This is a genomic window from Paraburkholderia sp. MM5482-R2 (assembly GCF_050436125.1).
Taxonomy (GTDB): domain Bacteria; phylum Pseudomonadota; class Gammaproteobacteria; order Burkholderiales; family Burkholderiaceae; genus Paraburkholderia; species Paraburkholderia tuberum.
This window is the reverse complement of record NZ_JBNDLP010000003.1, coordinates 3018409-3040880: the sequence shown is the minus strand read 5'-3', so window position 1 is coordinate 3040880 and position 22472 is coordinate 3018409. Positions and strand designations below refer to the sequence as shown.

The following is a 22472-nucleotide window of genomic DNA, read 5'->3' as shown; positions in this document are numbered from 1 at the left end:
CGCGATGAAACGAATTCTTTACGCTACAACGCAATTCCGCGGCGCCCGGGTAGTTCGTAGGAGCGCAATAGTCCGCCGATGAGGTCGAGGGAGTCACTATTCGCGGATGCAGCATGAACGGTGCCCAGCACCGGAAATAAATCGTGCCAGCAGGGTGCCGTCCTTTCAAATGACTTTCGCATGTCCCATCTACCGGGGTGGCGAATGCACTACGCTGCATGTCGCGAAACGGCATCTATAATCAATTTTGTCCCCAAAAGAGCCGAGGCCATGCAATGACGCAAATGACTCGGCGACAATTCCTGAAGGTCTCTGCCACGACACTTGCCGGATCGAGCCTGGCCCTGATGGGCTTCTCGCCGACACCCGCGCTGGCCGAAGTCCGTCAGTACAAATTGTCGCGTGCGACTGAAACCCGCAACACCTGCCCGTACTGTTCGGTGGGCTGCGGCATCCTGATGTACGGTCTTGGCGACGAGGCCAAGAATGTGAAGACGAGCATCTTCCACATCGAGGGCGACCCCGACCATCCGGTCAATCGCGGCACGCTGTGCCCGAAGGGCGCGAGCCTGATCGACTTCATCCATAGCTCGAGCCGTCTGCGCTATCCCGAGTACCGCGCGGCCGGGGCGAACGAGTGGAAGCGCATCTCGTGGGAAGACGCGCTAGACCGCATCGCGAAGCTGATGAAGGAAGACCGCGACGCGAACTTCGTCGAGACGAACGCGGACGGCAAGAAGGTCAACCGCTGGCTGACTACCGGCATGCTCGCGGCATCGGCCGGCAGCAACGAGGTGGGTTATCTGACGCACAAGACTGTTCGCAGTCTTGGCATGCTCGGATTCGACAATCAGGCGCGTGTCTGACATGGCCCGACGGTGGCAGGTCTTGCCCCGACGTTTGGCCGTGGAGCGATGACGAACCATTGGGTCGACATCAGAAACGCGGACGTGATTCTCGTGATGGGCGGCAATGCGGCCGAGGCACACCCATGCGGTTTCAAATGGGTCACCGAAGCCAAGGCGCACCGCAAGGCGCGTCTGATCGTGGTCGACCCGCGCTTTACGCGCACGGCGTCGGTCGCGGACTACTTCGTGCAGATCCGCACCGGTACGGACATTGCGTTCCTCGGCGGGGTGATCAACTACCTGCTGACGAACGACAAGATCCAGCACGAGTACGTGAAGAACTACACGGACGTGCCGTTCATCGTGCGCGAGGATTTCGCGTTCAAGGACGGCCTGTTTTCCGGCTACCACGCCGACACGCGCAGCTACGACAAGACCTCGTGGGACTACGAGCGCGGCGACGACGGCTTCGCCAAGGTCGACCCGACGCTGCAGGACCCGCGCTGCGTCTATCAGCTGATGAAGCAGCACTACTCGCGCTACACGCCCGAGCAGGTCGAGAAAATCTGCGGCGTGCCGAAGGAGAAGTTCCAGCACGTGTGCGAGATGCTCGCGTCGACGTCGGTGCCTGGGCGCGCGGCCACGATCATGTACGCGCTCGGCTGGACGCATCACTCGGTCGGCTCGCAGATCATCCGCACCGGCGCGATGGTGCAACTGCTGCTCGGCAACATCGGCATCGCGGGCGGCGGCATGAACGCGCTGCGCGGCCATTCGAACATCCAGGGCCTGACGGATCTCGGCCTGATGTCGAACCTGCTGCCGGGCTACATGACGCTGCCCATGGAAGCGGAGCAGGACTTCGACGCCTACATCGCGACGCGCGCCAAACAGCCGCTGCGGCCGAATCAGCTGAGCTACTGGCGCAACTATCGCGCGTTCCACGTGAGCTTCATGAAATCGTGGTGGGGCGACAAGGCGACCGCCGACAACAACTTCGCTTTCGACTATCTGCCGAAGCTCGACAAGTCCTACGACCTGCTGCAGGTCTTCGAGCTGATGAATCAGGGCAAAATGACCGGCTACCTCGCGCAGGGCTTCAACCCGCTTGCCGCCGCGCCGTTCAAGGCGAAGAACGGCGCGGCGCTGGCCAAGCTGAAGTGGCTCGTGATCATGGATCCGCTCGCGACCGAAACGTCGGAGTTCTGGAAGAACCACGGCCCGTTCAACGACGTCGACAGCGGCTCGATCCAGACCGAGGTGTTTCGTCTACCGACCACCTGCTTCGCCGAGGAACGCGGCTCGCTCGTTAGTTCGAGCCGGGTGCTGCAGTGGCATTGGCAGGGCGCGGACGGTCCCGGCGAAGCGAAGAGCGACCTCGATATCATGGCGGGGCTGTGGCTGCGTATTCGCGACGCTTATCGCAAGGACGGCGGCAAGTATCCCGATCCGATCCTGAACATGAGCTGGCCGTATGCGAACCCGGAAAGCCCGACGCCCGAAGAACTCGCGATGGAGTACAACGGCAAGGCGCTCGCGGACGTCACCGATCCGAAGGACACGACCAAGGTGCTCGCGAAGAAGGGCGAGCAGCTCGCGAGTTTCGCGCTGCTGCGCGACGACGGCTCGACCTCGAGCGGCTGCTGGATCTTCTGCGGCGCGTGGACCCAGGCGGGCAACCAGATGGGCCGCCGCGACAACTCGGACCCGACCGGCATCGGCAACACGCTGAACTGGGCCTGGGCATGGCCGGTGAACCGGCGGGTTCTGTACAACCGCGCGTCGTGCGATCTCAGCGGCAAGCCGTTCGATCCGACGCGCAAGCTGATCGCGTGGAACGGCAGCACGTGGTCGGGCGCCGACATTCCGGACTTCAAGGTCGACGAGCCGCCCGAAGACGGCATGAATCCGTTCATCATGAATCCGGAAGGCGTGGCTTGCTTCTTCGCGCGCGAAGCTATGGTGGAAGGGCCATTCCCCGAGCACTACGAGCCGTTCGAAACGCCGCTCGGCTACAACCCGCTGCATCCGGACAACAAGTTGGTCGTCAGCAATCCTGCGGCGCGCGTGTTCCCGGACGACATGGCCACGTTCGGCACGCACGAGAACTTCCCGCATACGGCGACCACCTATCGTCTGACCGAGCATTTCCACTACTGGACCAAACACGCGCGTCTGAACGCGATCATCCAGCCCGAGCAGTTCGTCGAGATTGGCGAAGACCTCGCGAAGGAGATCGGCGTGGTAGCCGGCGACCGGGTCAAGGTGAGCTCGAACCGCGGGCACCTGGTTGCCGTCGCGGTCGTGACGAAGCGGATCAAACCGCTGATGATCGAAGGCAAGAAGGTGCAGACCGTCGGGCTGCCGCTCCATTGGGGCTTCAAAGGGCTCGCGAGGCCGGGCTATCTCATCAATACGCTGACGCCCCCGGTGGGCGACGGGAATTCGCAGACACCGGAATTCAAGTCGTTCCTCGTCAAGGTCGAAAGGGCATAAGGAAAAGAGATGGCACTGCAATCACTGGACATCAGACGCGTTTCGGCCACCACCACGCAGCCGCCGGTGATTCGCGAGCCGGCCACGGGCACGGTCGCGAAGCTCATCGACGTGTCGAAGTGCATCGGCTGCAAGGCGTGTCAGACGGCTTGCATGGAGTGGAACGATCTGCGCGACGAGATCGGCGTGAACGTGGGCGTCTACGACAACCCGCCCGATCTCACCGAGCATTCGTGGACCGTCATGCGGTTTGCCGAGTACGAGAATTCCGCCGGCGATATCGAATGGCTGATCCGCAAGGACGGCTGCATGCACTGCGACGACCCGGGCTGTCTGAAGGCCTGTCCGGCGCCGGGCGCGATCGTGCAGTACACGAACGGCATCGTGGATTTCCACCAGGAGAACTGCATCGGCTGCGGCTTCTGCATCGCCGGCTGCCCGTTCGACATCCCGCGTATGTCGAAGAAGGATCACCGCGTATACAAGTGCACGCTGTGTTCGGATCGTGTGGCGGTCGGCCAGGAGCCGGCGTGCGTGAAGACCTGCCCGACCGGCGCGATCATGTTCGGCACCAAGGAGGACATGAAGCAGCAGGCCGAGGACCGCATCGTCGATCTGAAGGAGCGCGGTTTTCAGAACGCTGGCCTGTATAACCCGGACAAGGTCGGCGGCACGCATGTGATGTACGTGTTGCACCACGCCGACCGGCCGTCGCTGTATCACGGCCTGCCGGACGATCCGCGCATCAGTCCGCTGGTCTCCTTGTGGAAGGGCATCGCCAAGCCGATTGGGCTCGCCATTATGGGGATCGCCGCGCTCGCGGGCTTCTTCCACTACACGCGCGTCGGCCCGAACGAGGTGTCCGAGGCCGACGAAGCCGCAGCCGTCAAGGAAGCCGAAGAAGCACGACGTTCGCGGGAGGGTAGGCAATGAACCACTCTGAGCACACCGACTTCACGGACGTAAAGGGCAACCGCCTGATCGTGCGCTATACGCCGAACGAGCGCACGAATCATTGGATCACCGCGATCTGTTTCATCCTGCTTGCGCTGTCCGGTCTCGCGCTGTTCCATCCGTCGATGGCGTTTCTGTACGTGGTACTCGGCGGCGGGCAGTGGACGCGGATTCTGCACCCGTTCATCGGCTGCGTGATGTTCGTCTCGTTCCTGATTCTTGCGTTGCGCTTCTGGCATCACAACTATCTGGACCAGGCGGATATCCAGTGGATGAAGCAGATCGGCGACGTGCTGAACAATCGCGAGGAACGCCTGCCCGCAATCGGCAGGTACAACGCCGGGCAGAAGCTGCTGTTCTTCGTGATGGTGATCTGTATGCTGCTGCTGTTGCTGAGCGGCATCGTGATCTGGCGGCGCTACTTTTCGTTCTATTTCCCGATTGGTGTGATCCGGCTCTCGGCGCTCGTGCATGCCGTGACGGCATTCCTGCTGATCGTCGGCATCATCGTGCATATCTATGCGGCGCTGTGGGTCAAGGGCTCCATAGGTGCGATGACGCGCGGCACCGTTACCTATGGCTGGGCGCGCAAGCATCATCCAAACTGGTTCAGGGAAATCATCGGCAAGTAAAGTATGCTCAATCGGCGCCGCCCCAGCGCATGTTTCAATGCGCCGCACGCAGCGCCCCTCGCACCGGGCCGCCGCGCCTCGTCGATGACGGGCGGCGGCCCTTCAGTTTTCAGAGGTCGATATCTTGACTCAACGCATTCTCGAAGCCGCCGACATCGAGTCGCTCGATCCCTCGGCAATACCCCGCATCCGCATGCCCGAGCGGCTCGCGGTGTTCGCGCCGCGCGCCGCGCGCCTGCGTCAGCTCGCCTCGCGCGGCAATCCGATCGCCGGCTACCTGCGGCTGATGGCGGCGCTTGCCGATGCGCAGCAGGCGGTGCTCGCGCACTTCAAGGCCCAGCCACCGAGCCCCGAGCTGATCGCGAGCGCGCAGCAGTATTCGATGCCGCTGATTCCGGCGCTGTCCGGCGCGCGCGATCCGGCGTGGCGCGACGTGCTGCTACAACTGCTCGACAGGATCGAAGCGGCGGGTCCCCCGTTGACGCCGCCGCTCGTGGCGTTGTTCGCGCACCTGCGCTCGCTCGACGTCGCCGCGCTCGAAGCGCAGGCCGACGCGATCTTCGCGCAGCGCTTCGCCGACGTCGAGCCGGCGAGCGCGCCGTTCATCATGGCCGCGCTGCAGGTCGTATGGACCGACCTCGCCGCCGACATCGACAAGCGCGCCGTACCGTACCTCGACACACCGGGCCTGTGCCCGGTGTGCGGCTCGCATCCGGTGGCGAGCACGCTGCGCATCGGCGGCGCGTACGACAACTATCGCTATCTGCAATGCGGATTGTGCGCGACCGAATGGCATATGGTCCGTAGCAAATGCTCGAACTGCGATTCGACGAAGGGCATCGCGTACCAGGTAGCCGGCTCGCCCGACGCCGACGCAGCCGCGCGCGAGGCCGAATCGAAAAACGCCGCGCTGAAGGCGGAGTCGTGCGACGAATGCCATACTTACCGCAAGATCGGCATCCAGGCGAAGGACTACGAGTTCGATCCATTCGCGGACGACCTCGCGAGCCTCACGCTCGATCTGCTGATGGGCGCGGAAGGTTACCGGCGCGCGTCGCCGCATCCATGGCTGTGGCCGGAGCAGACGGCCGGCGCGGCCGAAACGGAGGGCGACGAGTCGGCCTGACGGCGACCTGACCGGAGCCAAGTTCAAAACGACATAAGGATTGCTCGTGAGCGATGTGAGCAGCTCGGCATTGCGCGCGCTGATGGCGCGCGTGCCGTCGGTGGACAAGGTGTTGGCGTCGGAAGAGTTCGTGCCGCTCATCGGCGCATACGGCCGCACCCAGGTACTCAACGCGCTGCGCGACGCGCTCGATGCGTGGCGCATCAGCGCGCAATCGGGCGATGCGGCGGCCAACCCGGCGGTGAGCGCGCTCGATACCGCGCAGCTGCATGCGACGGTCGCCGCGGCGCTGCTCGCGCGTAACGCGTCGCGGCTGCGCAGCGTGTTCAATCTGACCGGCACCGTGTTGCACACGAACCTCGGCCGCGCGCTGCTGCCCGATGAGTCGGTACGCGCGGTGATGAGCGCGCTCACGCAACCGGCCAACCTCGAGTTCGATCTTGCCACCGGCACGCGCGGCGACCGCGACGATCTGATCGACGATCTGATCTGCGAGCTGACCGGCGCCGAAGCGGCGACCATCGTCAATAACAACGCCGCCGCGGTGCTGCTCACGCTGTCCGCGCTCGCGGCGAAGAAGGAAGTGGTGGTGTCGCGCGGCGAACTCGTCGAAATCGGCGGCGCGTTTCGCATTCCCGACATCATGAGCCGCGCGGGCGCGAAGCTGCGCGAAGTCGGCACGACGAACCGCACCCATCTGAAGGACTATGAACAGGCGATCAACGCGAGTACCGCGCTGCTGATGAAAGTCCACGCGAGCAACTATGCGATCAGTGGCTTCACGAAGGAAGTCGGCATCGAAGAGATCGCGCCGCTCGCGCACGCGCGCGGGCTTGCGGTCGCCGTCGATCTCGGCAGCGGCACGCTCGTCGATCTCGCCGAATGGGGCTTGCCGCGCGAGCCGACGGTGCGCGAGACCGTCGCGGCCGGCGCCGATCTGGTCACGTTCAGCGGCGACAAGCTGCTCGGCGGCCCACAGGCCGGGTTGATCGTCGGGCGGCGCGATCTGATCGCGAAGATCAAGAAGCATCCGCTGAAGCGCGCACTGCGGGTCGGCAAGCTGACACTCGCGGCGTTGGAGCCTGTGCTCCAGCTGTATCGCGCGCCGGAGAAGTTGACGGAGCGGCTGACCACGCTACGGCTCCTCACGCGGCCAGCCGAAGATATTCACGGCGCCGCGCAGCGCGTGTTACCGGCGCTACAGCAGGCGATCGACGCGCGCTACAGCGTGGCCGCGGAGCCGATGTTCAGCCAGATCGGCAGCGGCGCATTGCCCGTCGACGTGCTGCCGAGCTATGGCCTCGTCATCAGGATGACCGACGGCAAGCGCGGCGGCCGTCATCTGCTCGCGCTCGAAAAGCAGTTGCGCGAGATGACGCGGCCGGTGCTCGGCCGGATCGCGGACGACGCGTTGCGGCTCGATCTGCGCTGCCTCGAAGCCGCCGACGAAGCGCAATTGATCGCACAGCTGATCGCGCAATCGAAAAGCAACTGAAGGACGGGCACGCATGATCGTCGGTACTGCTGGGCATATCGACCACGGTAAAACGAGCCTCGTGAAGGCACTCACCGGCGTCGACACGGACCGGCTCAAGGAAGAAAAAGCGCGCGGCATTTCGATCGAGCTCGGCTACGCGTACGTGCCGCTCGACAATGGCGACGTGCTCGGTCTGATCGACGTGCCGGGCCACGAAAAGCTCGTGCATACGATGACCGCGGGCGCGAGCGGCATCGACTTCGCGCTGCTCGTAATCGCCGCCGATGACGGCGTGATGCCGCAAACGCGCGAACATCTGGCGATCGTCGAACTGCTCGGCATCCGGCGCGGCGCAATCGCGTTGACGAAAGTGGATCGCGTCGACGACGAGCGCCTGCGCGAAGTGCGCGATGAAGTGAGTGTGTTCGTCGCTGGCAGCGTGCTGCGCGACGCGCCGGTATTCGATACCTGCGCGACGCGCGCGGGCGATGCGGGCGTCGCCGCGCTGAACGCGCATCTGCACGAGCAGGCCGCCGCATGGCGCATGAAGCGCGACGACGGCCTGTTCCGCCTCGCCGTCGATCGCGTGTTTACGCTCGCGGGGCAGGGCACGATCGTCACCGGGACCGTGGTGGCGGGCAGCGTGAGCGTCGGCGACACGATGCTGCTCGCGCCGAAAAACGAATCGGTGCGCGTGCGCAGCATCCACGCGCAGAATCGCCCCGCCGAAACCGGTCGCGCCGGCCAGCGTTGCGCGCTGAATCTGGCGGGCATCGAGAAGAGTGCGATCGAGCGCGGCGACTGGATCGTCGATCCGCGACTGTCGCAAGCGAGCGAGCGCATCGACGTCGCATTGACGCTGCTCGCCGACGCGCCGCACGCGCTCGAACATTGGGAGCCGCTGCACGTGCATCTCGGCACGCAGCATCAGGTTGCGCATGTCGCGCTGCTCGAAGGCGACACGCTCGCGCCCGGTCAGCGCGCGCGCGTGCAACTCGTGTTCGAGCTGCCGCTGTGCACGGTGCCGGGCGATCGCTTCGTCGTGCGTAACGCTCAGGCCAATCGCACGGTGGGCGGCGGGCACGTGCTCGATGCGTTCGCTCCGGCGCGCAAGCGGCGCTCGCCGGAGCGCTTCGGCTGGCTCGACGCGATGCAGACGCTGCTCGACACCGGCTCACTCGACGCGCTGTTCGCTCGCGCGCCGCACGGTTTGTCGCGGGCGTTGCTGGAGCGCCTCACGGGGATGCCGGCGGCGGCGCTCGCGTTGCCCGCCGCGACACGCACGATCGAACTGCCGGGCCATGACGCGCTGCTGGTCGCGGACGCGACATGGCACACGCTCGAGGGGCGCCTGACGAGCGCGCTCGCGCAATACCACGAGCGCTCGCCCGACGAACTCGGCCCGGACGTTTCGCGCTTGCGGCGCATCGCGGCGCCACTGGTCGACGACGCCCTGTGGCGCGCGCTGGTCGACGATGCGGCGGCGCGTGGCGAGCTCGTCAGACTCGGACCGTGGCTGCATTTGCCCGGCCACGCCGTGACGCTCGACGCCGCCGATCAGGCGCTTGCCGCGACGCTGCTGCCCGAGATCGAGGCGGGGCGTTTCGATCCGCCGTGGGTGCGCGAGCTCGCGAACGCGCACGGTGTGCCGGAGGAGCGCGTGCGTCAGTTGCTGCGCAAGCTCGCGCGTCAGGGCGAACTGTTCCAGGTCGTGCATGACCTGTTCTACCACCAGCAGGTGATTCGCGAACTTGCGTCGATCGCGGCGGCGGAGGCGCACAAGAACGGCGGCACCGTGGCGGCCGCGCCGTTTCGCGACGCGACCGGGCTCGGCCGAAAACGCGCGATCCAGCTTTTGGAGTTCTTCGACCGGGTTGGGTATACTCGCTTCCACCGTGGCCTGCACCTCGTGCGCACGGATAGCCGCTGGCTCGATCTGCCTTGATCTGGCTGGCGGTCTGTTTCTATCGGGCTCGCGTCATTCAATCACCGTAGGAAGGCATTCGTATCCGGTGGTGCGGCTGGGCTTCAAACCCAGTTGGGGGCGTCAGACGCTCTCGGGTCGGTTCGACTCCGGCTGCCTTCCGCCAGTCATGGCTTCCCGGGTGTTCCGGTACCTTTTAGGTGCAGTCGCGCAATCGGGCAGACGAAGCAGATGTGTGTGAGTCTGCGCAAGGTGACAGGCGCAAACGTGCGCTCGTGGGCCGCGTTGCCATCGGGTCGCACGTTCAGGAACAGTTGTCTTCATGTCACGCCCCGGGGCGTGGGTGGCGCGCGAATCGGCGCGGTCCGCGCAAGGATATCGGTGATGATCATCGCGAGCGAACATGGTCGTGGAGTCCGCCTAGCTGACCGTGAAGCCGCCGTCCGCTGCGATGATCTGCCCGGTGACATAGCTTGCGGCAGGGCTTGCGAGAAAGAATACGCTCTGTGCAACCTCGATCGGGGCGGCCATTCGTCCCATCGGAATCCGTCCCGTGCCTACGATCGGCCCTCGAATCTTGAACGTCGCGCTGATGTTCTTGCCGCCCTCGCTGGCCATGCCGCCTGGAAGGATTGAATTGACGCGGATTCCGTCGGCCGCGAACTCGCTGGCCAGTGATCGCGTGATGCTGTCCACGCCGGCCTTCGCGGCGTCGTAATGGGCGTTGACGCCCCACAGCGTGGGTCGAAGCGCGCCAACGGAGGAGATGTTGACGATCGAGCCGCCGCCGTTCGCCTTCATGCGCGTGATAGCCTCTCGGCAACACAGGAACGTCCCCCGCAGCGTGACGTCTTGCATCTGGTCCCATTGTTCGACGGACATTTCAAAGAATTCGGCCTTCGATCGGTGCGCCGCGTTGTTGATCAGAATGTCGACACCGCCAAACTTCGTATCGACGGCTGCGAATAGTGCCTTGACGGATGCTTCGTCGGCCACGTCGACTTGGCATGGCATCGCAATGCCGCCGTCCGCATTGATATCCGACGCTGTTGCAGACGCCGCATCGGGGTTCAAGTCGGCAATCACGACCTTGGCGCCGGCCTCGGCGAGCAGTCGCGCAGTCTCGCGACCGAGACCTTGCGCAGAGCCGGTAACAACGGCGGTCTTGCCCGTGAGATTGAACCTCTGCGCGAGGTGCGCGCCGATCTGTGTTTCACTAAACATGGAATGCTCCGTTTTGAGTGTCGATGATGGTCGCGCTGTTCGGTTCGCTTCAGTCTTGCCGCTCTGGCCCAATCGTTTGTAGTTCATCGGAATTCACCAGACAGTGAAGATGATTGGGTGCGGACGTCTTCAGCTAATCAGAAATCCGCCGTCGAGCGTAATCGATTGGCCCGTCATGTAGCGGCCTGACGGCCCTGCGAGGTACAGCACCGCGGCGGCAATATCGGCGGGATCGCCCCATCCAAGCGGCAGACGTCGCTCCACATCCGTACCGGGTCCCGTGAGCTTTCCTGTTTTCAGGCGAGCCTGCATATCCGGATGAAACTGAACCTTGCCGGGCACTGCACCGGGAAGCACGCAGTTGACGAGAATCTGGTCGCGGGCATAGTCCAGCGCTGCGGAGCGCACTAAACCCGCTACGCCCGCTCGCGCGGCACCGTAGGCGCCATTGCCATTCAGTACGGCATGCGTGGCTCCCATGGTAGTCACGTTCACGATGCGTCCACCCCGGCCTGCGGCGAGCATGTGCTTGATCGCTTCTCGCATGCAAAAGAACACAGACTTCAGGTCGAGCGCCATCACTTCGTCCCAGGCGGCTTCGGAGAACTCCGTAAGCGGCCCGTTATTGGTCATGGCCGCGCAATTGACCACGATGTCCGGGCTACCCCAGGCTGCGCTGACCTGATTGAACAACGCAATCACGGAGGCTTCACGTTCCACGTCTGCCTCGATAGCGATTGCTTCGCCGCCCGCCGAAACGATCTTGTCGACGACCGATTGCATGTGCGCTGCGCTGTGATCGGCGACTACGACCCGTGCGCCAGCCTCGGCCAGTACAGGGGCGATATCGATGCTGGAATTGCATCCCTTGTCAGTCACGACAGCGATTTTTCCGCTGATGCCGAATAGCCGCTCAAGCAAGGATGTGGTCATCGAGTTATCTCCAGGGGGCTGTGTGTCGTTTTTTACGAATTCTAGCGACGACGTCCGACGCGCAATGGTTACCGTGGGGAACAATTAGAGTGAGCTGGTTTCACTAATCCCGCGCTCTAACGAACGGCAGGAATGAAGCGACTCAGCGCGGTGCTAGCGGGCCTCGTCGAAACGATGAGCGAAAATACGCACATCGTTCTAAAAATGCAACGATAATACCAGCCGGGATTTCCCTCGTTGCGGGTCTTCAGGCGTGCCGCGCAACATGCGCGTGGAGAACGTCGCTCCGGCAATGATGACGTCGGCACCAACGCACATACAACCTCACAGGAGGCGCCAAGATGAATGTTGCGAAAAGAAGCCCCGCCCAGACGGAATCGCACCGACCGCAGCCAGATACCGGCACGCTTCCTTTGCAGGTTGAGGACATCACCTCTTCGTGGCTGACGTCGGCGCTCGCGCGCAGCCATGAAGGGGTAGCCGTCGAATCACTGGCCATCGACGAGGTGATGTACGGCACGGCTACCAAAGTCAGGGTGCGTCTTGCTTACAACGCAACAGGGCGCGAGCTTCGCTTGCCGGAGTCTCTGATCGTCAAGGGCGGTTTCGTTCCCGAGTACCGGAACCTGAACGCCTACATATACGAATACGAGGCGAAGTTCTTCAAGGAAGTCCATCCCTGCTTGCGTGCAAATGTGCCTGCCTGCTTCTATTCAGAGACCGAAAGTCGAAGCGGGCAGTCGATCGTGATCCTCGAGGATCTACGTTCACGGGAAGTGGAGTTCTGTCGTGTGCAGCGGACGCTGACGTTTGCGCAGGCGGCGGCAAACCTGGACGCGCAAGCGCGGTGGCACGCGCAGTTCTGGCAATCGCCTGCGCTCGAAAGCGATGGCGAACTGGCGTGGCTCGCGTCGCAAGACCCGCTGCCCGATGGCGAGTCCGGCACCTATCACTGGGGCCAGTTGAAACCCGAGGTGTTCGCCCGCTATACACAGTTGCCGCGCGGGGCCGCCGTGCCAAAGCGGTTTCACGATCGTGACTGGATGGAGCGGGCGCTCCTCGATCTGCGCGCTTTCGACCGCATCGGGCCGATGACGTTTCTCCATGGCGATGTTCACCTCGGAAACCTGTATTTCGACCGCGACGGCACGCCCGGCTTTCTCGACTGGCAGTCATATCGACGCGGACCGTGGGCTCATGACGTCACGTACTTCCTGATATCGGCTCTGGATATCGCGGATCGGCCGAGATGGGAGCGCGCGTTGCTCGAATACTATCTTGAGCGGCTCGCCTTTCACGGCGTCAACAACCCGCCGTCATTTGAAAGCGCGCTAGATGCCTACCGGCGCCACATCGTCTATGGGCTGTTCTTCTGGCTCGTGAATCCGGTGGAGTGGCAGGTCGAAGTCAACAATTGTGCAGTTGCGCCTCGGTTCGCGATGGCGGCACTCGATCACGAGATTCATGACCTCATGGGCCGATAACCCACCAGGCGTTGAGCGACACGCACTTGACGTCGCCACTTCCGCGGGAGTACATTTTTACGATCGATATTCAAAAATGTGAATGACGGGAATAATGAAGGAGGCGAAGCATGTCGGAAATGGTCGCTCGACGCAGCACAACCTGGCCCAGCGTGTATGCGTGGGCAGGGCTCGGTGCGCTTTTCGCTTTTGCACAAATCCGCACCTACGCTGTTTCCGTCTGCTTTCGTGGCGTCGGCCTTCCTTCTGCTGAACGTCGACGAAGACGGATATACGGCCATCGAGCGAGGTGTCGATCGTGTCGGTTGCCATCCAGCGGTGCGCACGGCGCTTCGGGTGCTGGCTTTCATCGCGTTTTGCAACATACTGAATCTGGCCTACACGAGCGCGATGGGTGTGCACGCGCTGTATGCCGCTCCGTGGCCGGCGGATATGCCGAGCTGGCTTGCTAACAACCGTTAGGCGCACAGTGCCCGCCATCGTCAAACGCCACAGCGGATAACCGATGACGCATTGCAAGCCGCATCGCTTCGCCGACGTCGAGTATCGTGTAGAAGACGAAATCGCTATCGTCACGATGAGCCATCCGCCAGTCAACGGATTAGGTCTGGGAATGCGTCGCGGACTCGTTGCCGCGTTTGAAGCGGCCCGGTGCGACGCGCGGGTTCGCGCGATCGTACTCAATGGCAGTGGACGCGGCTTTTCCGCGGGAGGTGATATTCGCGAGTTCGGCACTTCCGCTGCCACAGCTTGGCCAGCATTGTCGCTGCACGTTCATCCGGTGATCGAGGCGAGCGACAAGCCGGTTGTAGCCGCTATCCACGGGTTTGCCATTGGCGGTGGTCTGGAAACCGCGTTGGTGTGCCACTACCGTGTGGTCGCGGACAATGCGCAGATCGGTCTGCCCGAGTGCAAGCTCGGCGTGATCCCTTTGTCCGGCACGCAGCGCTTGCCGCGTGTGCTGGGCTTCGCGAAGTCGATCGAATTCATTCTTGGTGCTCAAATCGTGCGCGCGGGAACCTTCCGGGGCAGCGCGTTATTTGACCGGATCGTCGATGGCGATGAGCATGAAATGTCGCGCCTTGCGCTCGAGCTTGCGCGTGAGAAGATAGGCGGTACATCGTTGCCATTGATTCGCCGGTTACCATTGCCTGGTGGCGATCCGGTTTCCATTGTCGCTGAAGCGCGCTCACGCCTCAGCTGTAGCGATGCAATAGAAAGGCAGTGTCTGGATGCCATCGCCGCCGCGGCCGAGTCGCCCGATTTCGATGCCGGCATGGCCGCAGCGCGTGCGATCTACGATCGGCTCGTTTCGTCCGATCAGGTGTCAATGCAACGAGATCGGTTTTTCAAGTCGCGCCGGGACGGCTCCGCTCGATAAGCGCCAGCTGATTTGCTACTACGCGGAAAGTTGCTTGCGCAGATCGCCTTTTCGCACCTTTCCCGAAGGCGTGCGCGGCAGCTCTGCAACGATGCAAAGTTGCTCGGGCGTCTTTTGCTTCGCCACCCCGGCGCCGGCAAAGTGGGTCTGGACTGCGATCAGGTCGAGCGACGTGCGTTCGTGCAAGACGACGACCGCACAGACTCTTTCTCCATATCGTGCGTCTGGCTGCGCCACGACGGCGACATCGCGCACGGCCGGGTGAGTGGCAAGTACTCGCTCTACTTCGAGCGACGATATATTTTCTCCTCCGCGAATCACGATGTCCTTCTTTCGGTCCGTGATGGTCAGGCAACCGTTTTCGTCGAGACGGCCGATATCGCCGGTCCGGAACCATCCGTCGTGAGTGAACGCGGCCGCATTGAGCGCCGGGTCGGTGTAGCCGATGAACAGCTCCGGTCCTTTGATCAGAATCTCGCCGTCGCGTCCGGCAGGCAGGTCGGTGTCCAACTCGTCGACAACGCGCACCTGCGAGCCGGGTTGAATGCGACCGTCCGTGCAGGCCCGGATATCAAAAGGCGAATCGGCCCAGCCGACACTCACTGTCGAATGCTCGGTCAGCCCGTACGCGCGGGTTCCCGCGAATCCGGCCCGATCGGCCATGGCGACGTGCTCCGGCGTGACACCCGTGCCGCCCAGACCGTAAGAAGCGAGGGACGCCAGGCTGCGCCCGTCGCGGCGGGCGGCTTCGAGGAGCCCCTGGAGATGAAACGGCGTGCCACCCGAGAGGCGCACGCGATACTCGTCGACCAGTCGCGCGGCAAGCGAGGCGTCCCATCGGTCCATGAACACCATCTCGGTGCCTGTAATGAATGGACGCAACAGGAAATTGAAGCCTGCAATATGGCCAGCAGGGAACGGCGTGAGATACGGCCCAGGCCCGTCGATGAACGGAATCTGCCACTCTGCGCCTACTGTGCGATGAGAGTGCTGCACGCCTTTGGGCGAAGCCGCCGTTCCCGACGTGTACAGCAGCAGGCAGATGTCTTCCGACGTTGGCGGGTCAGCAGGGCGTTGTTCATGCGTTGTCGCGGCGAGTCGTTGCAGCGCGTCAAACGTGATGCCGTTCGAGGGCGCCCGATCGCCAACGACGATCACGCGCTCGAGGTCGGGCGTGTCGCCGAGCGCGGCGACACGTTCCAGGTAGTCGGTTCGGGACCAGACATCGGGCACGCACAGAACGCGGGCGCGGGATTGTCGAAGGATGAAGCCGACTTCGGCGGGACCGTAGATGTGTACGATCGGCACGAGTACCGCACCGATCTCCAGTGCAGCCAGATACAGAAGCGCAGTCTCGCGCTGTGTGGGAAGCTGTATCGCGATCACATCGCCTCGACGCAGACCGATGGCTGTGAGTGCCTTGCCAATCTCTTTCGCGTCGTGCAGCAGGGACTCGGTGGTGCAAGTGTAGGCACCGGCCTGGGTATGAAAATGGAGTGGCGTCGCGCCGTGCTTTGCGACGGCGCGCGCAATCAGGGCCGCAAGAGGCAAACCGCTCGACCACGGCGCAGTTTTCGATTCGCGCAGATTGGAATTCATGCTAGCAAGGCTCGCAAGAGACTCACCAGCGCGAGTGGCTGGTCAAGCATCATGTGATGGCCCGCGCGTGGCATCGTGATGGGACCCTTCGCGCCGGGAATCGCAGCTACGATGCGGCGCGCGCGATCGGCGCTGACCACGCTGCTGCACTCGGCGTGCACGTAGCTGACGGGAACCGCGATGCGGGTCAGCAGCTCTTCTTCGCCTTCGACCGGCTGGAGATTCCGCAACTTCGGGTCGAAGCGCCATACCCAGCCGTCGGCGGTTTGACGAAGTGATGTCCGCGCGAGATGCTCGAGCAGCCACGGCTCGCAATCTTGTTCCGGGATGAGTCGAAAGCGACTGAGTGCAGTATGCCAGTCCGCATAGGGACGGGGCGGCGGGCGTCGTTCCACTGCAGGCAAGGTTTCGCCGCGTAGCATGAAATACGAATCCAGCACGACCGCATGCGAGAGACGATCGGGAAAGGTCGCGCACGCCTGGAGCAGACGCGATCCGCCGAAACTGTGGCCCACCGCGACGCACGGTCCAGAGCCGATTGCATCCACGACAGCGACGAGGTCGCGCACGAAAACGTCGGCGCTGTATTCCTGCCTGTAGGCGCTGTCGCCCATGCCGCGGAAATCCAGAGCAAAGACGCGAAAGCGATCGGTGAAGAAGGGCGCAATGAAGTCCCACCAGTGCGTGTGCCCGAGAAAACCGTGTGCGAAGACAAGTGGCGGCTTACCGGTGTCTGCGGCGTTCCACGAGACATAATGGACAGTCACCCCGCCGCCTTCGGTGAAGTGAGATCGACGCGGCTGGGCCATGGCGTGGTCGAACCATGAGGGGACACGATCATTCATTGCGGATTTTCCATTACCTGAGGCTTGCACAAGCGGTCCAGCGACCACCTATGCGAGTACGATGTGCTGTCGATTCGCATCGATCCAGTCCACCATCGGGGTGAGCTGGACACCACGTTTGGAAAGCGAATCGATATCGACGCGGTACCCGACCGCGTTGATCCATTCTTGTGCATTCACCCATCCGGGTGCGAGACCCTTTGCCCGGGCTTCATCCGGTGACACGTGCAAAACGTTGATCTGTGCGCCCAGAACGTTGCCGAGGCGATTCGCAACTTCAGACATCGTGAGCCTTTCCGACGCCAGCGGCACGGTCTCACCGTGCCAGCGTTGTGGATCGTTTAGCGCGCTGGCCGCGAGCGCGCCCACGTCGTCGGCGGCAATCCAGTCGAGTCGTGCGTCGGGTAGCAACGCGCTGAGCAACAAGCCTTCGCGCAGGTGCGGAAACATCGCGCCCGCTTTCGGTTCAGCGAGATTGTCCATCATGAATGCCGGTTGCAAGACCGTCCACGATTCGAAACCCGCGGCGCGAACGGCCTCTTCCACTTCCCATTTGTCCGTCCAGTATTTTCGGTTCCAACGTTTCTCGCTCCAGCCAGGAAACGTCTCATGATTGCCGGCCTGCGCCACGGAGGTGTGAACGAACTGCGGGACCTCCGCGTTGCGCGCTGCGTTGACGAGCGCAAAACCCTGGCGGCGTTCCCTGTCGCTGCGATCAAAATCAGGCAGGAGAACGGAGAAGACGGAAACGACGTCCTCCATCGCTTTTGCGAGCAAGTCGCGGTCGTCCAGATCTGCCCGTAGCGCCTGCGCATCCATTTCGACGAGTGCCCGCGCAGCCGGCGAGTCTGGATTTCGTGTCAGGAACCGTACCTTGCGTCCAGCCGCAAGAAGATGGCGAGCCGCGGCGCCTCCTTGTGCGCCAGTGGCGCCGATGACGAGTACCGCGGCGGATGAATCGATCATGACTTGTCCCGAGGTCGAACGTTAGACGTTGGCCAGGCGTGTCACGCCTGGGCGGCTTGCGCGCGATGCCGCTAACCCTGTGACAGCCATTGCAGGCTCGCGGCCTGGTTGTTCACAAGCAACCGTTCCGATATTAGCACGACATTCATAAATCCGCGAGCAAAGGCTGCCAGTGATCGATGCTTCGGAATTGCCCGGCCAGAGAGCAAGGCGAATGGCGCGAGGCGCAAAGACGAAGCTTCGTCTTTGCGCCTGACACGGCGATCAGTGCTGCGGGCGCAGCGTTTGAACGAGGTCGCCTTCATGTGCAACGATCACCTCGGATCCCGGCTGATAAACGCCGGCAATTTCGTCTCCGCGCAGGCGGTTGCCCTGGAGGCCGCGCAGATAACTCGTATCGTCGAGTCGCAACACATGTTCACCATGCGCGTCGCGCACGACGATCTGGTCCGATGCGATCGACGTCAGCGTGCCCACATAGGGCAGGCGGGGCTCAAACGGGAAACTTCCGCCGTGCGGCAGGATGCGTGTGTCGAGTGACAGACGAAAACGGTCCGAATGATTGCTGAGACCAGAGTGCGGCGTGCGTCGGCTCATCAACAGGACGTCGCCCAAGCGGTAGTTCGTGCGGCGCCATGCGTCTTCTGGCACGCTCGCGAGATCGATAGGAATGATCTTGTCGCCGTCCTTCCTGTGCAGGCACGCGAGCTTATGCAATCCTTCCGCGACGGCCAGTCCGCCGACTCGCGCATCGATATCGCTGAGCGGAATCCAGCAGATGATGAAATCGAGGCGGTCGCTGTAGATAGCATCTTCATGAATGAAGTCGAACCGTGTGCGGCTTTTGTCGATAGCGGGCGGCGAGGTGCGGTATTCGGTGAAAGGTACCCAATAAAGCGGTACGCCGAAGAGCCGCTGAAAGAATGCACGAACCGCGGGGTCTTCCATCACGGTGCGTGCCGCGCGCTGCTCGTTCATCGCCTTCACGGGAAAAAAGCTGAAATTTTCGCGGTCTTTGCCAGTCCATCGCACGTCTCGGTCGTTGCGGTCCACGAAGCCGTTGCTGTCGAGGTGATCAACAAGCAGACCGCGCATGCGCTCCAGCGGCTCGTGGTAGAGAACGTCGCGAAAGAACAGGTAGCCGTCTTCGTTCCAGCGTTCTTGCAACTCGGCGTGATTGCCGAGCAGGTCATTGGAAACGTTGAATTCGCGCATCGTCGGCACGATATCCACGCCTGGTGTGCTCATAAATTGTCTCCTTTGGTCGCGGGGGGCGCTCTGATGTCGGCTCACAGCAATCCGCGTTCTTCCGAAGTGCGGGTCGTGGTGTCGATGCCAAGTTCCCGCAGTGTCTCCAGAACGGCCGTGGTCGCGGAGGCGACGGCGGGGAACCCGGCATACGGAAGCGCCTGAATCAGCACCCCTTCGAGTTCCCGTGCGCTCAGACCGTTGCGCACGGCAATGCGGACGTGGTTCTTCAGTTCGAGCGTCTGCCGGCTGGCGATGAGAATGCCCAGCGTGACGAGGCTGCGCTGCTTGCGCTCGAGTTTGTCGTCGCCCCAGACATCCGCGAACGCGTAGTTGATGGCAAGGCGTGAAATGTCGGATCCGAAGCCGGTGGACTCGCTTGCGGCCCGTAAGCCGGCTGCCTTGTCTTCACCCATGATTTCGCCGAATACCTTCAAACCATAGGCAAGTTTTTCTTCGAGGCTCTTCACTTGTGTCTCCTGTTTAACCGCGGCGGCGCGGCTATTGATAGCGGATGCGACTCACCCGAGCCGCCTTGGTCATGGTTCGCATTGTAGAACGACATTCTAAAATGTATGTTGAACGGTGCTGGACGTCAAGATAGTGCGCACCCGATATGACCAGGGTTCGTCCGTAGTGCACCGCAACGGGACAAAGGCGATATGCTGAGGACACCCGATATCAAAGCCATATCACGTCATGGAATTGCGGCATCTCAGACACTTCGTTGCGGTTGCGGAGACCCAGCACTTTGGCCGTGCGGCTGCGCGCCTGGGCATGGCGCAGCCGCCGCTCAGCCAGTCGATCATGCGGCTGGAGGAGCAGCTCGGTATCAAGCTGCTCGAACGTACACCGCGAGGCGTTTCGCTCACAGCCGCCGGAGCCGCGTTGCTCGCGGAAGCGAAGCCACTGATCGCGCAAGCGGAGCTGGCCGAGCGGCGCGTGCGGCAAGCCGCCGACGAACTCGCGAGCCTGAGCGTAGCGTTCGTGCCGATGTGTGCGCTGCGAATCATGCCGCTAGCCATTCAGGGGCTTCGCAAGCAATGGCCGGGCGTTGACGTCCGGTTGATCGAGCGCGGCAGTGCTTTGACCGTCGCCAGCGTGAAAAACGGCAGCATCGACCTGGGCGTGGTAGTCACCAGTTCGGCGGACGTCTCCGGTTTGGAAAGCGTGGTCATCGAGCGTCTGCGTATGGTGGCCGCGGTTCCGGCGAAGTGGCCCGTGGCGGCGCAGCCTTCAATTCGTATCGCGGATCTCGCGCGATACCCGCTCATCATGTTCCCTCAGCAGATGTCGCAGCCGCTGTTCGCTGCGTTCGAGACAGCGCGCCGCGAGGCGGGGCTGTCGCCGCGGGTGACCCAGCAAGCGCGCCATCCATACACGATGCTCAACCTCGTGTCTCATGAACTGGGCATCGGTCTGATGCTGGACTCGGCGCGATACCTGCCCGTGGAGGGTGTCGCCTTCGTCGACATCGAGGATGTTCCGGCTTCAGGCGAAACCGAGGTGTCGCTGGTGTGGGCCGATAGACCTCACAAGCCCTACCACCGTTCGATGCTCGACATCATGCGCGATATCGCGTCGCCGGCGGCGGGGTGATACGCGCAATCGCACTGCTCGACAGCTTCGTCCATGCTGCTCCTTTCGTCATCCGCTTCTCGTTCATCTTGACACGCCAAAGTGGCGTGTTTATCTTTGCGAATGACGTTCAGAAAATAACCCGCTCGCGTGGCGAGCCAAAGGAGGAGCAATGAGTACGAATGTGGCGAGTCTTTTCAATCTCGATCAGAAAGTGGCGGTGGTAACAGGGGCAGGCTCAGGCATCGGCCGCGAGACGGCTTTGCTGCTGGCGTCGGCCGGCGCGGCGGTGGTCGCGGCGGACCTGAATGAGGAAGCGGCGCAGCAGACGGCCAGCCAAATCGAAAGTGCGTCTGGCAAGGCTATCGCGATCAAAGTGGACATCGGCGATGAATCGTCGATTCTTGCGATGTACGAAACGGTGCAGGCGAAGCTTGGGCGCCTCGACATTCTCGTGAACAACGCGGGCATTTATCCGAAGACGAAATTCGTCGAGACGTCGGTAGAAAAGTGGGACAAGGTGCTCGGCATCAACTTGCGCGGCACCTTCCTCTGCATGCGAGAAGCGATCAAGCGAATGCAAGGTGCCAAAAACGGCGGTTCCATTATCAATATTTCGTCGGTGGCTTCGCTGCAGCCGGTGATTTTCGACAACGGTGACTACGGCGCGTCGAAGGCGGGCGTGAACAACCTCACCAAGGTGGCAGCGCTCGAATTCGCAGCAGACGGAATTCGCGTGAACGCAGTGCTGCCCGGCGGCGTGGCAACCGAGGGCGCGGCCGCATCGACGAAGGTTCATCAGGCTCACGGGCCGATCACCCAACCTGGTCGCATGCCGCTGGGCCGCATCGGCGTCGCCTCCGATATCGCCAGGGCAGTGTTGTTTTTCGCGTCGCCGGCATCGGACTACGTCACCGGTCAGCTTCTCGCTGTCGACGGCGGCTTCCAGGTCTCCTGATCACTCGTCTGCGTGTCATTTTCGAATCGCCAAGCTGCGTCGAGCACGCGGCTTGGCGCTGCAATTGCCTTTCCCCGATTGATTGCCGACCCGTTCGCACACACGTCCATGTGTGTGCAGCGGGCGCTCGCGCATGCGCGTCGGTCTGAGCCTTGTCGGGTAGTGAAAACACCGACGCCATTAATTGAACGACGTGTTGCATAACCATATTCCATGGCATAGGATGTCCATCAAGAGGCGCCATGCAAGCGCCCGAGAGCATAAGCCTGATCGGAGACATGCGATGTACTTTCTCGACAGCGATTTACGTGGTCCTCTTGCAGACTATACGTACGACTATCGTCGCCAGCGCGCTGAAAAGGGCGCTCCGTCGTCGGACGAATCGGCTCGCGCAAAACAATCGAATTGGGCGGCGCGCGTGTTGGGCGCGGTGGCGCCTCGTGCTCTGGGCAAGCTGCGGACGGAGGGCCGGGCGCGATGAAAACGCTGACTCGCGAGAGCGCTCGGGAGGCGCGTAGAGTATGGCTCCCACTCATTCTCCTGTCGATTTCGGCGGCGGCGGTCTGGCTGCTGCAACGCGATGTGCGCATGGAAGAGCTAGGCCGGTCCGCACTCTTCGACGTCGTGATGATGTTTGCGGTGCTCGGGGCGACGGCATTGGCGGGCATCATCGGATGTGCGATTGCGAGCCGTGCGCGAGCGCAGGAAGCCGATTTGTCGACAGGCGAGGGTTGTTGCTTCATTGGCGCCGTGATCGGTGCGGTCGTCTTTTTTGTCGCCATGACTATCTAACGGTAGA

At 62.7% G+C, this 22472-nt stretch carries 19 protein-coding genes and 1 tRNA gene; 13 read left to right on the top strand and 7 right to left on the bottom strand.

Translation table 11 applies throughout. The features are described from left to right. The first annotated feature begins 275 nt into the window (after positions 1 to 275). The 7 genes from fdnG to OKW37_RS35865 all read left to right on the top strand — a co-directional run bounded on the left by fdnG (position 276) and on the right by OKW37_RS35865 (position 9623). Positions 276 to 3344 (top strand): formate dehydrogenase-N subunit alpha, encoded by a 3069-nt coding sequence (gene fdnG / locus OKW37_RS35895; protein WP_429403773.1) that lies wholly within the window; start codon positions 276 to 278, stop codon positions 3342 to 3344. Between the two features lie 9 nt (positions 3345 to 3353). Then, positions 3354 to 4277, top strand: a complete 924-nt coding sequence (fdxH, locus tag OKW37_RS35890; RefSeq protein WP_429403772.1) for a formate dehydrogenase subunit beta — start codon at positions 3354 to 3356, stop codon at positions 4275 to 4277. Beyond that, positions 4274 to 4930 carry a formate dehydrogenase subunit gamma gene (locus OKW37_RS35885; RefSeq protein WP_429333003.1) on the top strand — a complete coding sequence of 219 codons (657 nt, stop codon included), beginning with the start codon at positions 4274 to 4276 and terminating at the stop codon, positions 4928 to 4930. The genes fdxH and OKW37_RS35885 overlap by 4 nt, the downstream gene beginning before the upstream one ends. A 124-nt stretch (positions 4931 to 5054) precedes the next feature. Further along, positions 5055 to 6056 (top strand): formate dehydrogenase accessory protein FdhE, encoded by a 1002-nt coding sequence (gene fdhE / locus OKW37_RS35880; protein ID WP_429403771.1) that lies wholly within the window; start codon positions 5055 to 5057, stop codon positions 6054 to 6056. A 46-nt stretch (positions 6057 to 6102) separates the two neighbouring features. Beyond that, positions 6103 to 7551, top strand: coding sequence for an L-seryl-tRNA(Sec) selenium transferase (selA, locus tag OKW37_RS35875; RefSeq protein WP_429403770.1), 1449 nt, complete (start codon positions 6103 to 6105; stop codon positions 7549 to 7551). Between the two features lie 13 nt (positions 7552 to 7564). Continuing rightward, positions 7565 to 9478: a selenocysteine-specific translation elongation factor gene (gene selB, locus OKW37_RS35870; RefSeq protein WP_429403769.1), complete on the top strand. Its 1914-nt coding sequence runs from the start codon at positions 7565 to 7567 to the stop codon at positions 9476 to 9478. Positions 9479 to 9527: 49 nt separating this feature from the next. Continuing rightward, positions 9528 to 9623: transfer RNA gene (locus OKW37_RS35865), tRNA-Sec, on the top strand. A 254-nt stretch (positions 9624 to 9877) separates the two neighbouring features. Here the strand turns inward: OKW37_RS35865 and OKW37_RS35860 are convergent. Both OKW37_RS35860 and OKW37_RS35855 read right to left on the bottom strand, forming a co-directional pair. Beyond that, positions 9878 to 10753 (bottom strand): SDR family NAD(P)-dependent oxidoreductase, encoded by an 876-nt coding sequence (locus tag OKW37_RS35860; protein ID WP_429403768.1) that lies wholly within the window; start codon positions 10751 to 10753, stop codon positions 9878 to 9880. A gap of 57 nt (positions 10754 to 10810) precedes the next feature. After that, on the bottom strand, positions 10811 to 11614 hold the full coding sequence (locus OKW37_RS35855; protein ID WP_429403767.1) for an SDR family NAD(P)-dependent oxidoreductase: 804 nt from the start codon (positions 11612 to 11614) through the stop codon (positions 10811 to 10813). 341 nt (positions 11615 to 11955) lie between these two features. On the opposite strand from OKW37_RS35855, the gene OKW37_RS35850 reads away from it, so the two are divergent. From OKW37_RS35850 to OKW37_RS35840, 3 genes are all read left to right on the top strand, one after another. After that, positions 11956 to 13098: a phosphotransferase gene (locus tag OKW37_RS35850; protein WP_429403766.1), complete on the top strand. Its 1143-nt coding sequence runs from the start codon at positions 11956 to 11958 to the stop codon at positions 13096 to 13098. A gap of 156 nt (positions 13099 to 13254) precedes the next feature. Continuing rightward, complete coding sequence (locus tag OKW37_RS35845; protein WP_429403765.1) at positions 13255 to 13560, top strand: hypothetical protein; 306 nt, start codon at positions 13255 to 13257, stop codon at positions 13558 to 13560. A gap of 43 nt (positions 13561 to 13603) precedes the next feature. Next, on the top strand, positions 13604 to 14479 hold the full coding sequence (locus OKW37_RS35840) for an enoyl-CoA hydratase/isomerase family protein (RefSeq protein ID WP_429403764.1): 876 nt from the start codon (positions 13604 to 13606) through the stop codon (positions 14477 to 14479). 18 nt (positions 14480 to 14497) lie between these two features. Here OKW37_RS35840 and OKW37_RS35835 read toward each other — a convergent pair whose 3' ends face one another. The 5 genes from OKW37_RS35835 to OKW37_RS35815 all read right to left on the bottom strand — a co-directional run bounded on the left by OKW37_RS35835 (position 14498) and on the right by OKW37_RS35815 (position 19607). Next, positions 14498 to 16078, bottom strand: a complete 1581-nt coding sequence (locus tag OKW37_RS35835) for an AMP-binding protein (RefSeq protein WP_184050164.1) — start codon at positions 16076 to 16078, stop codon at positions 14498 to 14500. Further along, on the bottom strand, positions 16075 to 16923 hold the full coding sequence (locus tag OKW37_RS35830) for an alpha/beta fold hydrolase (protein WP_429403763.1): 849 nt from the start codon (positions 16921 to 16923) through the stop codon (positions 16075 to 16077). Before OKW37_RS35830 ends, OKW37_RS35835 begins: the two co-directional genes overlap by 4 nt. Before the next feature lie 48 nt (positions 16924 to 16971). Further along, positions 16972 to 17889: an NmrA family NAD(P)-binding protein gene (locus OKW37_RS35825; protein WP_184050168.1), complete on the bottom strand. Its 918-nt coding sequence runs from the start codon at positions 17887 to 17889 to the stop codon at positions 16972 to 16974. Between the two features lie 264 nt (positions 17890 to 18153). Continuing rightward, a complete protein-coding gene (locus OKW37_RS35820) occupies positions 18154 to 19137 on the bottom strand; it encodes a phytanoyl-CoA dioxygenase family protein (protein WP_429403762.1) in 984 nt (327 codons plus the stop codon). Between the two features lie 41 nt (positions 19138 to 19178). Further along, positions 19179 to 19607: a carboxymuconolactone decarboxylase family protein gene (locus OKW37_RS35815; RefSeq protein ID WP_008917662.1), complete on the bottom strand. Its 429-nt coding sequence runs from the start codon at positions 19605 to 19607 to the stop codon at positions 19179 to 19181. A gap of 229 nt (positions 19608 to 19836) precedes the next feature. Here OKW37_RS35815 and OKW37_RS35810 point away from each other — a divergent pair, with 229 nt between their 5' ends. The 3 genes from OKW37_RS35810 (at position 19837) to OKW37_RS35800 (ending at position 22465) form a co-directional block, all read left to right on the top strand. Next, positions 19837 to 20736, top strand: coding sequence for a LysR family transcriptional regulator (locus tag OKW37_RS35810; RefSeq protein WP_429403761.1), 900 nt, complete (start codon positions 19837 to 19839; stop codon positions 20734 to 20736). 151 nt (positions 20737 to 20887) lie between these two features. Then, entirely contained in the window at positions 20888 to 21673 is a 786-nt protein-coding gene (locus tag OKW37_RS35805; RefSeq protein ID WP_429403760.1) for an SDR family NAD(P)-dependent oxidoreductase, read from the top strand. 477 nt (positions 21674 to 22150) lie between these two features. Further along, on the top strand, positions 22151 to 22465 hold the full coding sequence (locus OKW37_RS35800; RefSeq protein ID WP_187611727.1) for a hypothetical protein: 315 nt from the start codon (positions 22151 to 22153) through the stop codon (positions 22463 to 22465). Positions 22466 to 22472: the final 7 nt, after the last annotated feature.

Bases quoted from the DNA above. Each gene is read 5' to 3' on its own strand.
- fdxH (WP_429403772.1), top strand. From the start codon at position 3,354: ATGGCACTGCAATCACTGGACATCAGACGCGTTTCGGCCACCACCACG.
- OKW37_RS35885 (WP_429333003.1), top strand. From the start codon at position 4,274: ATGAACCACTCTGAGCACACCGACTTCACGGACGTAAAGGGCAACCGC.
- selB (WP_429403769.1), top strand. From the start codon at position 7,565: ATGATCGTCGGTACTGCTGGGCATATCGACCACGGTAAAACGAGCCTC.
- OKW37_RS35855 (WP_429403767.1), bottom strand. From the start codon at position 11,614: ATGACCACATCCTTGCTTGAGCGGCTATTCGGCATCAGCGGAAAAATC.
- OKW37_RS35850 (WP_429403766.1), top strand. From the start codon at position 11,956: ATGAATGTTGCGAAAAGAAGCCCCGCCCAGACGGAATCGCACCGACCG.
- OKW37_RS35845 (WP_429403765.1), top strand. From the start codon at position 13,255: ATGCGTGGGCAGGGCTCGGTGCGCTTTTCGCTTTTGCACAAATCCGCA.
- OKW37_RS35840 (WP_429403764.1), top strand. From the start codon at position 13,604: ATGACGCATTGCAAGCCGCATCGCTTCGCCGACGTCGAGTATCGTGTA.
- OKW37_RS35835 (WP_184050164.1), bottom strand. From the start codon at position 16,078: ATGAATTCCAATCTGCGCGAATCGAAAACTGCGCCGTGGTCGAGCGGT.
- OKW37_RS35830 (WP_429403763.1), bottom strand. From the start codon at position 16,923: ATGAATGATCGTGTCCCCTCATGGTTCGACCACGCCATGGCCCAGCCG.
- OKW37_RS35825 (WP_184050168.1), bottom strand. From the start codon at position 17,889: ATGATCGATTCATCCGCCGCGGTACTCGTCATCGGCGCCACTGGCGCA.
- OKW37_RS35820 (WP_429403762.1), bottom strand. From the start codon at position 19,137: ATGAGCACACCAGGCGTGGATATCGTGCCGACGATGCGCGAATTCAAC.
- OKW37_RS35810 (WP_429403761.1), top strand. From the start codon at position 19,837: ATGGAATTGCGGCATCTCAGACACTTCGTTGCGGTTGCGGAGACCCAG.
- OKW37_RS35805 (WP_429403760.1), top strand. From the start codon at position 20,888: ATGAGTACGAATGTGGCGAGTCTTTTCAATCTCGATCAGAAAGTGGCG.
- OKW37_RS35800 (WP_187611727.1), top strand. From the start codon at position 22,151: ATGAAAACGCTGACTCGCGAGAGCGCTCGGGAGGCGCGTAGAGTATGG.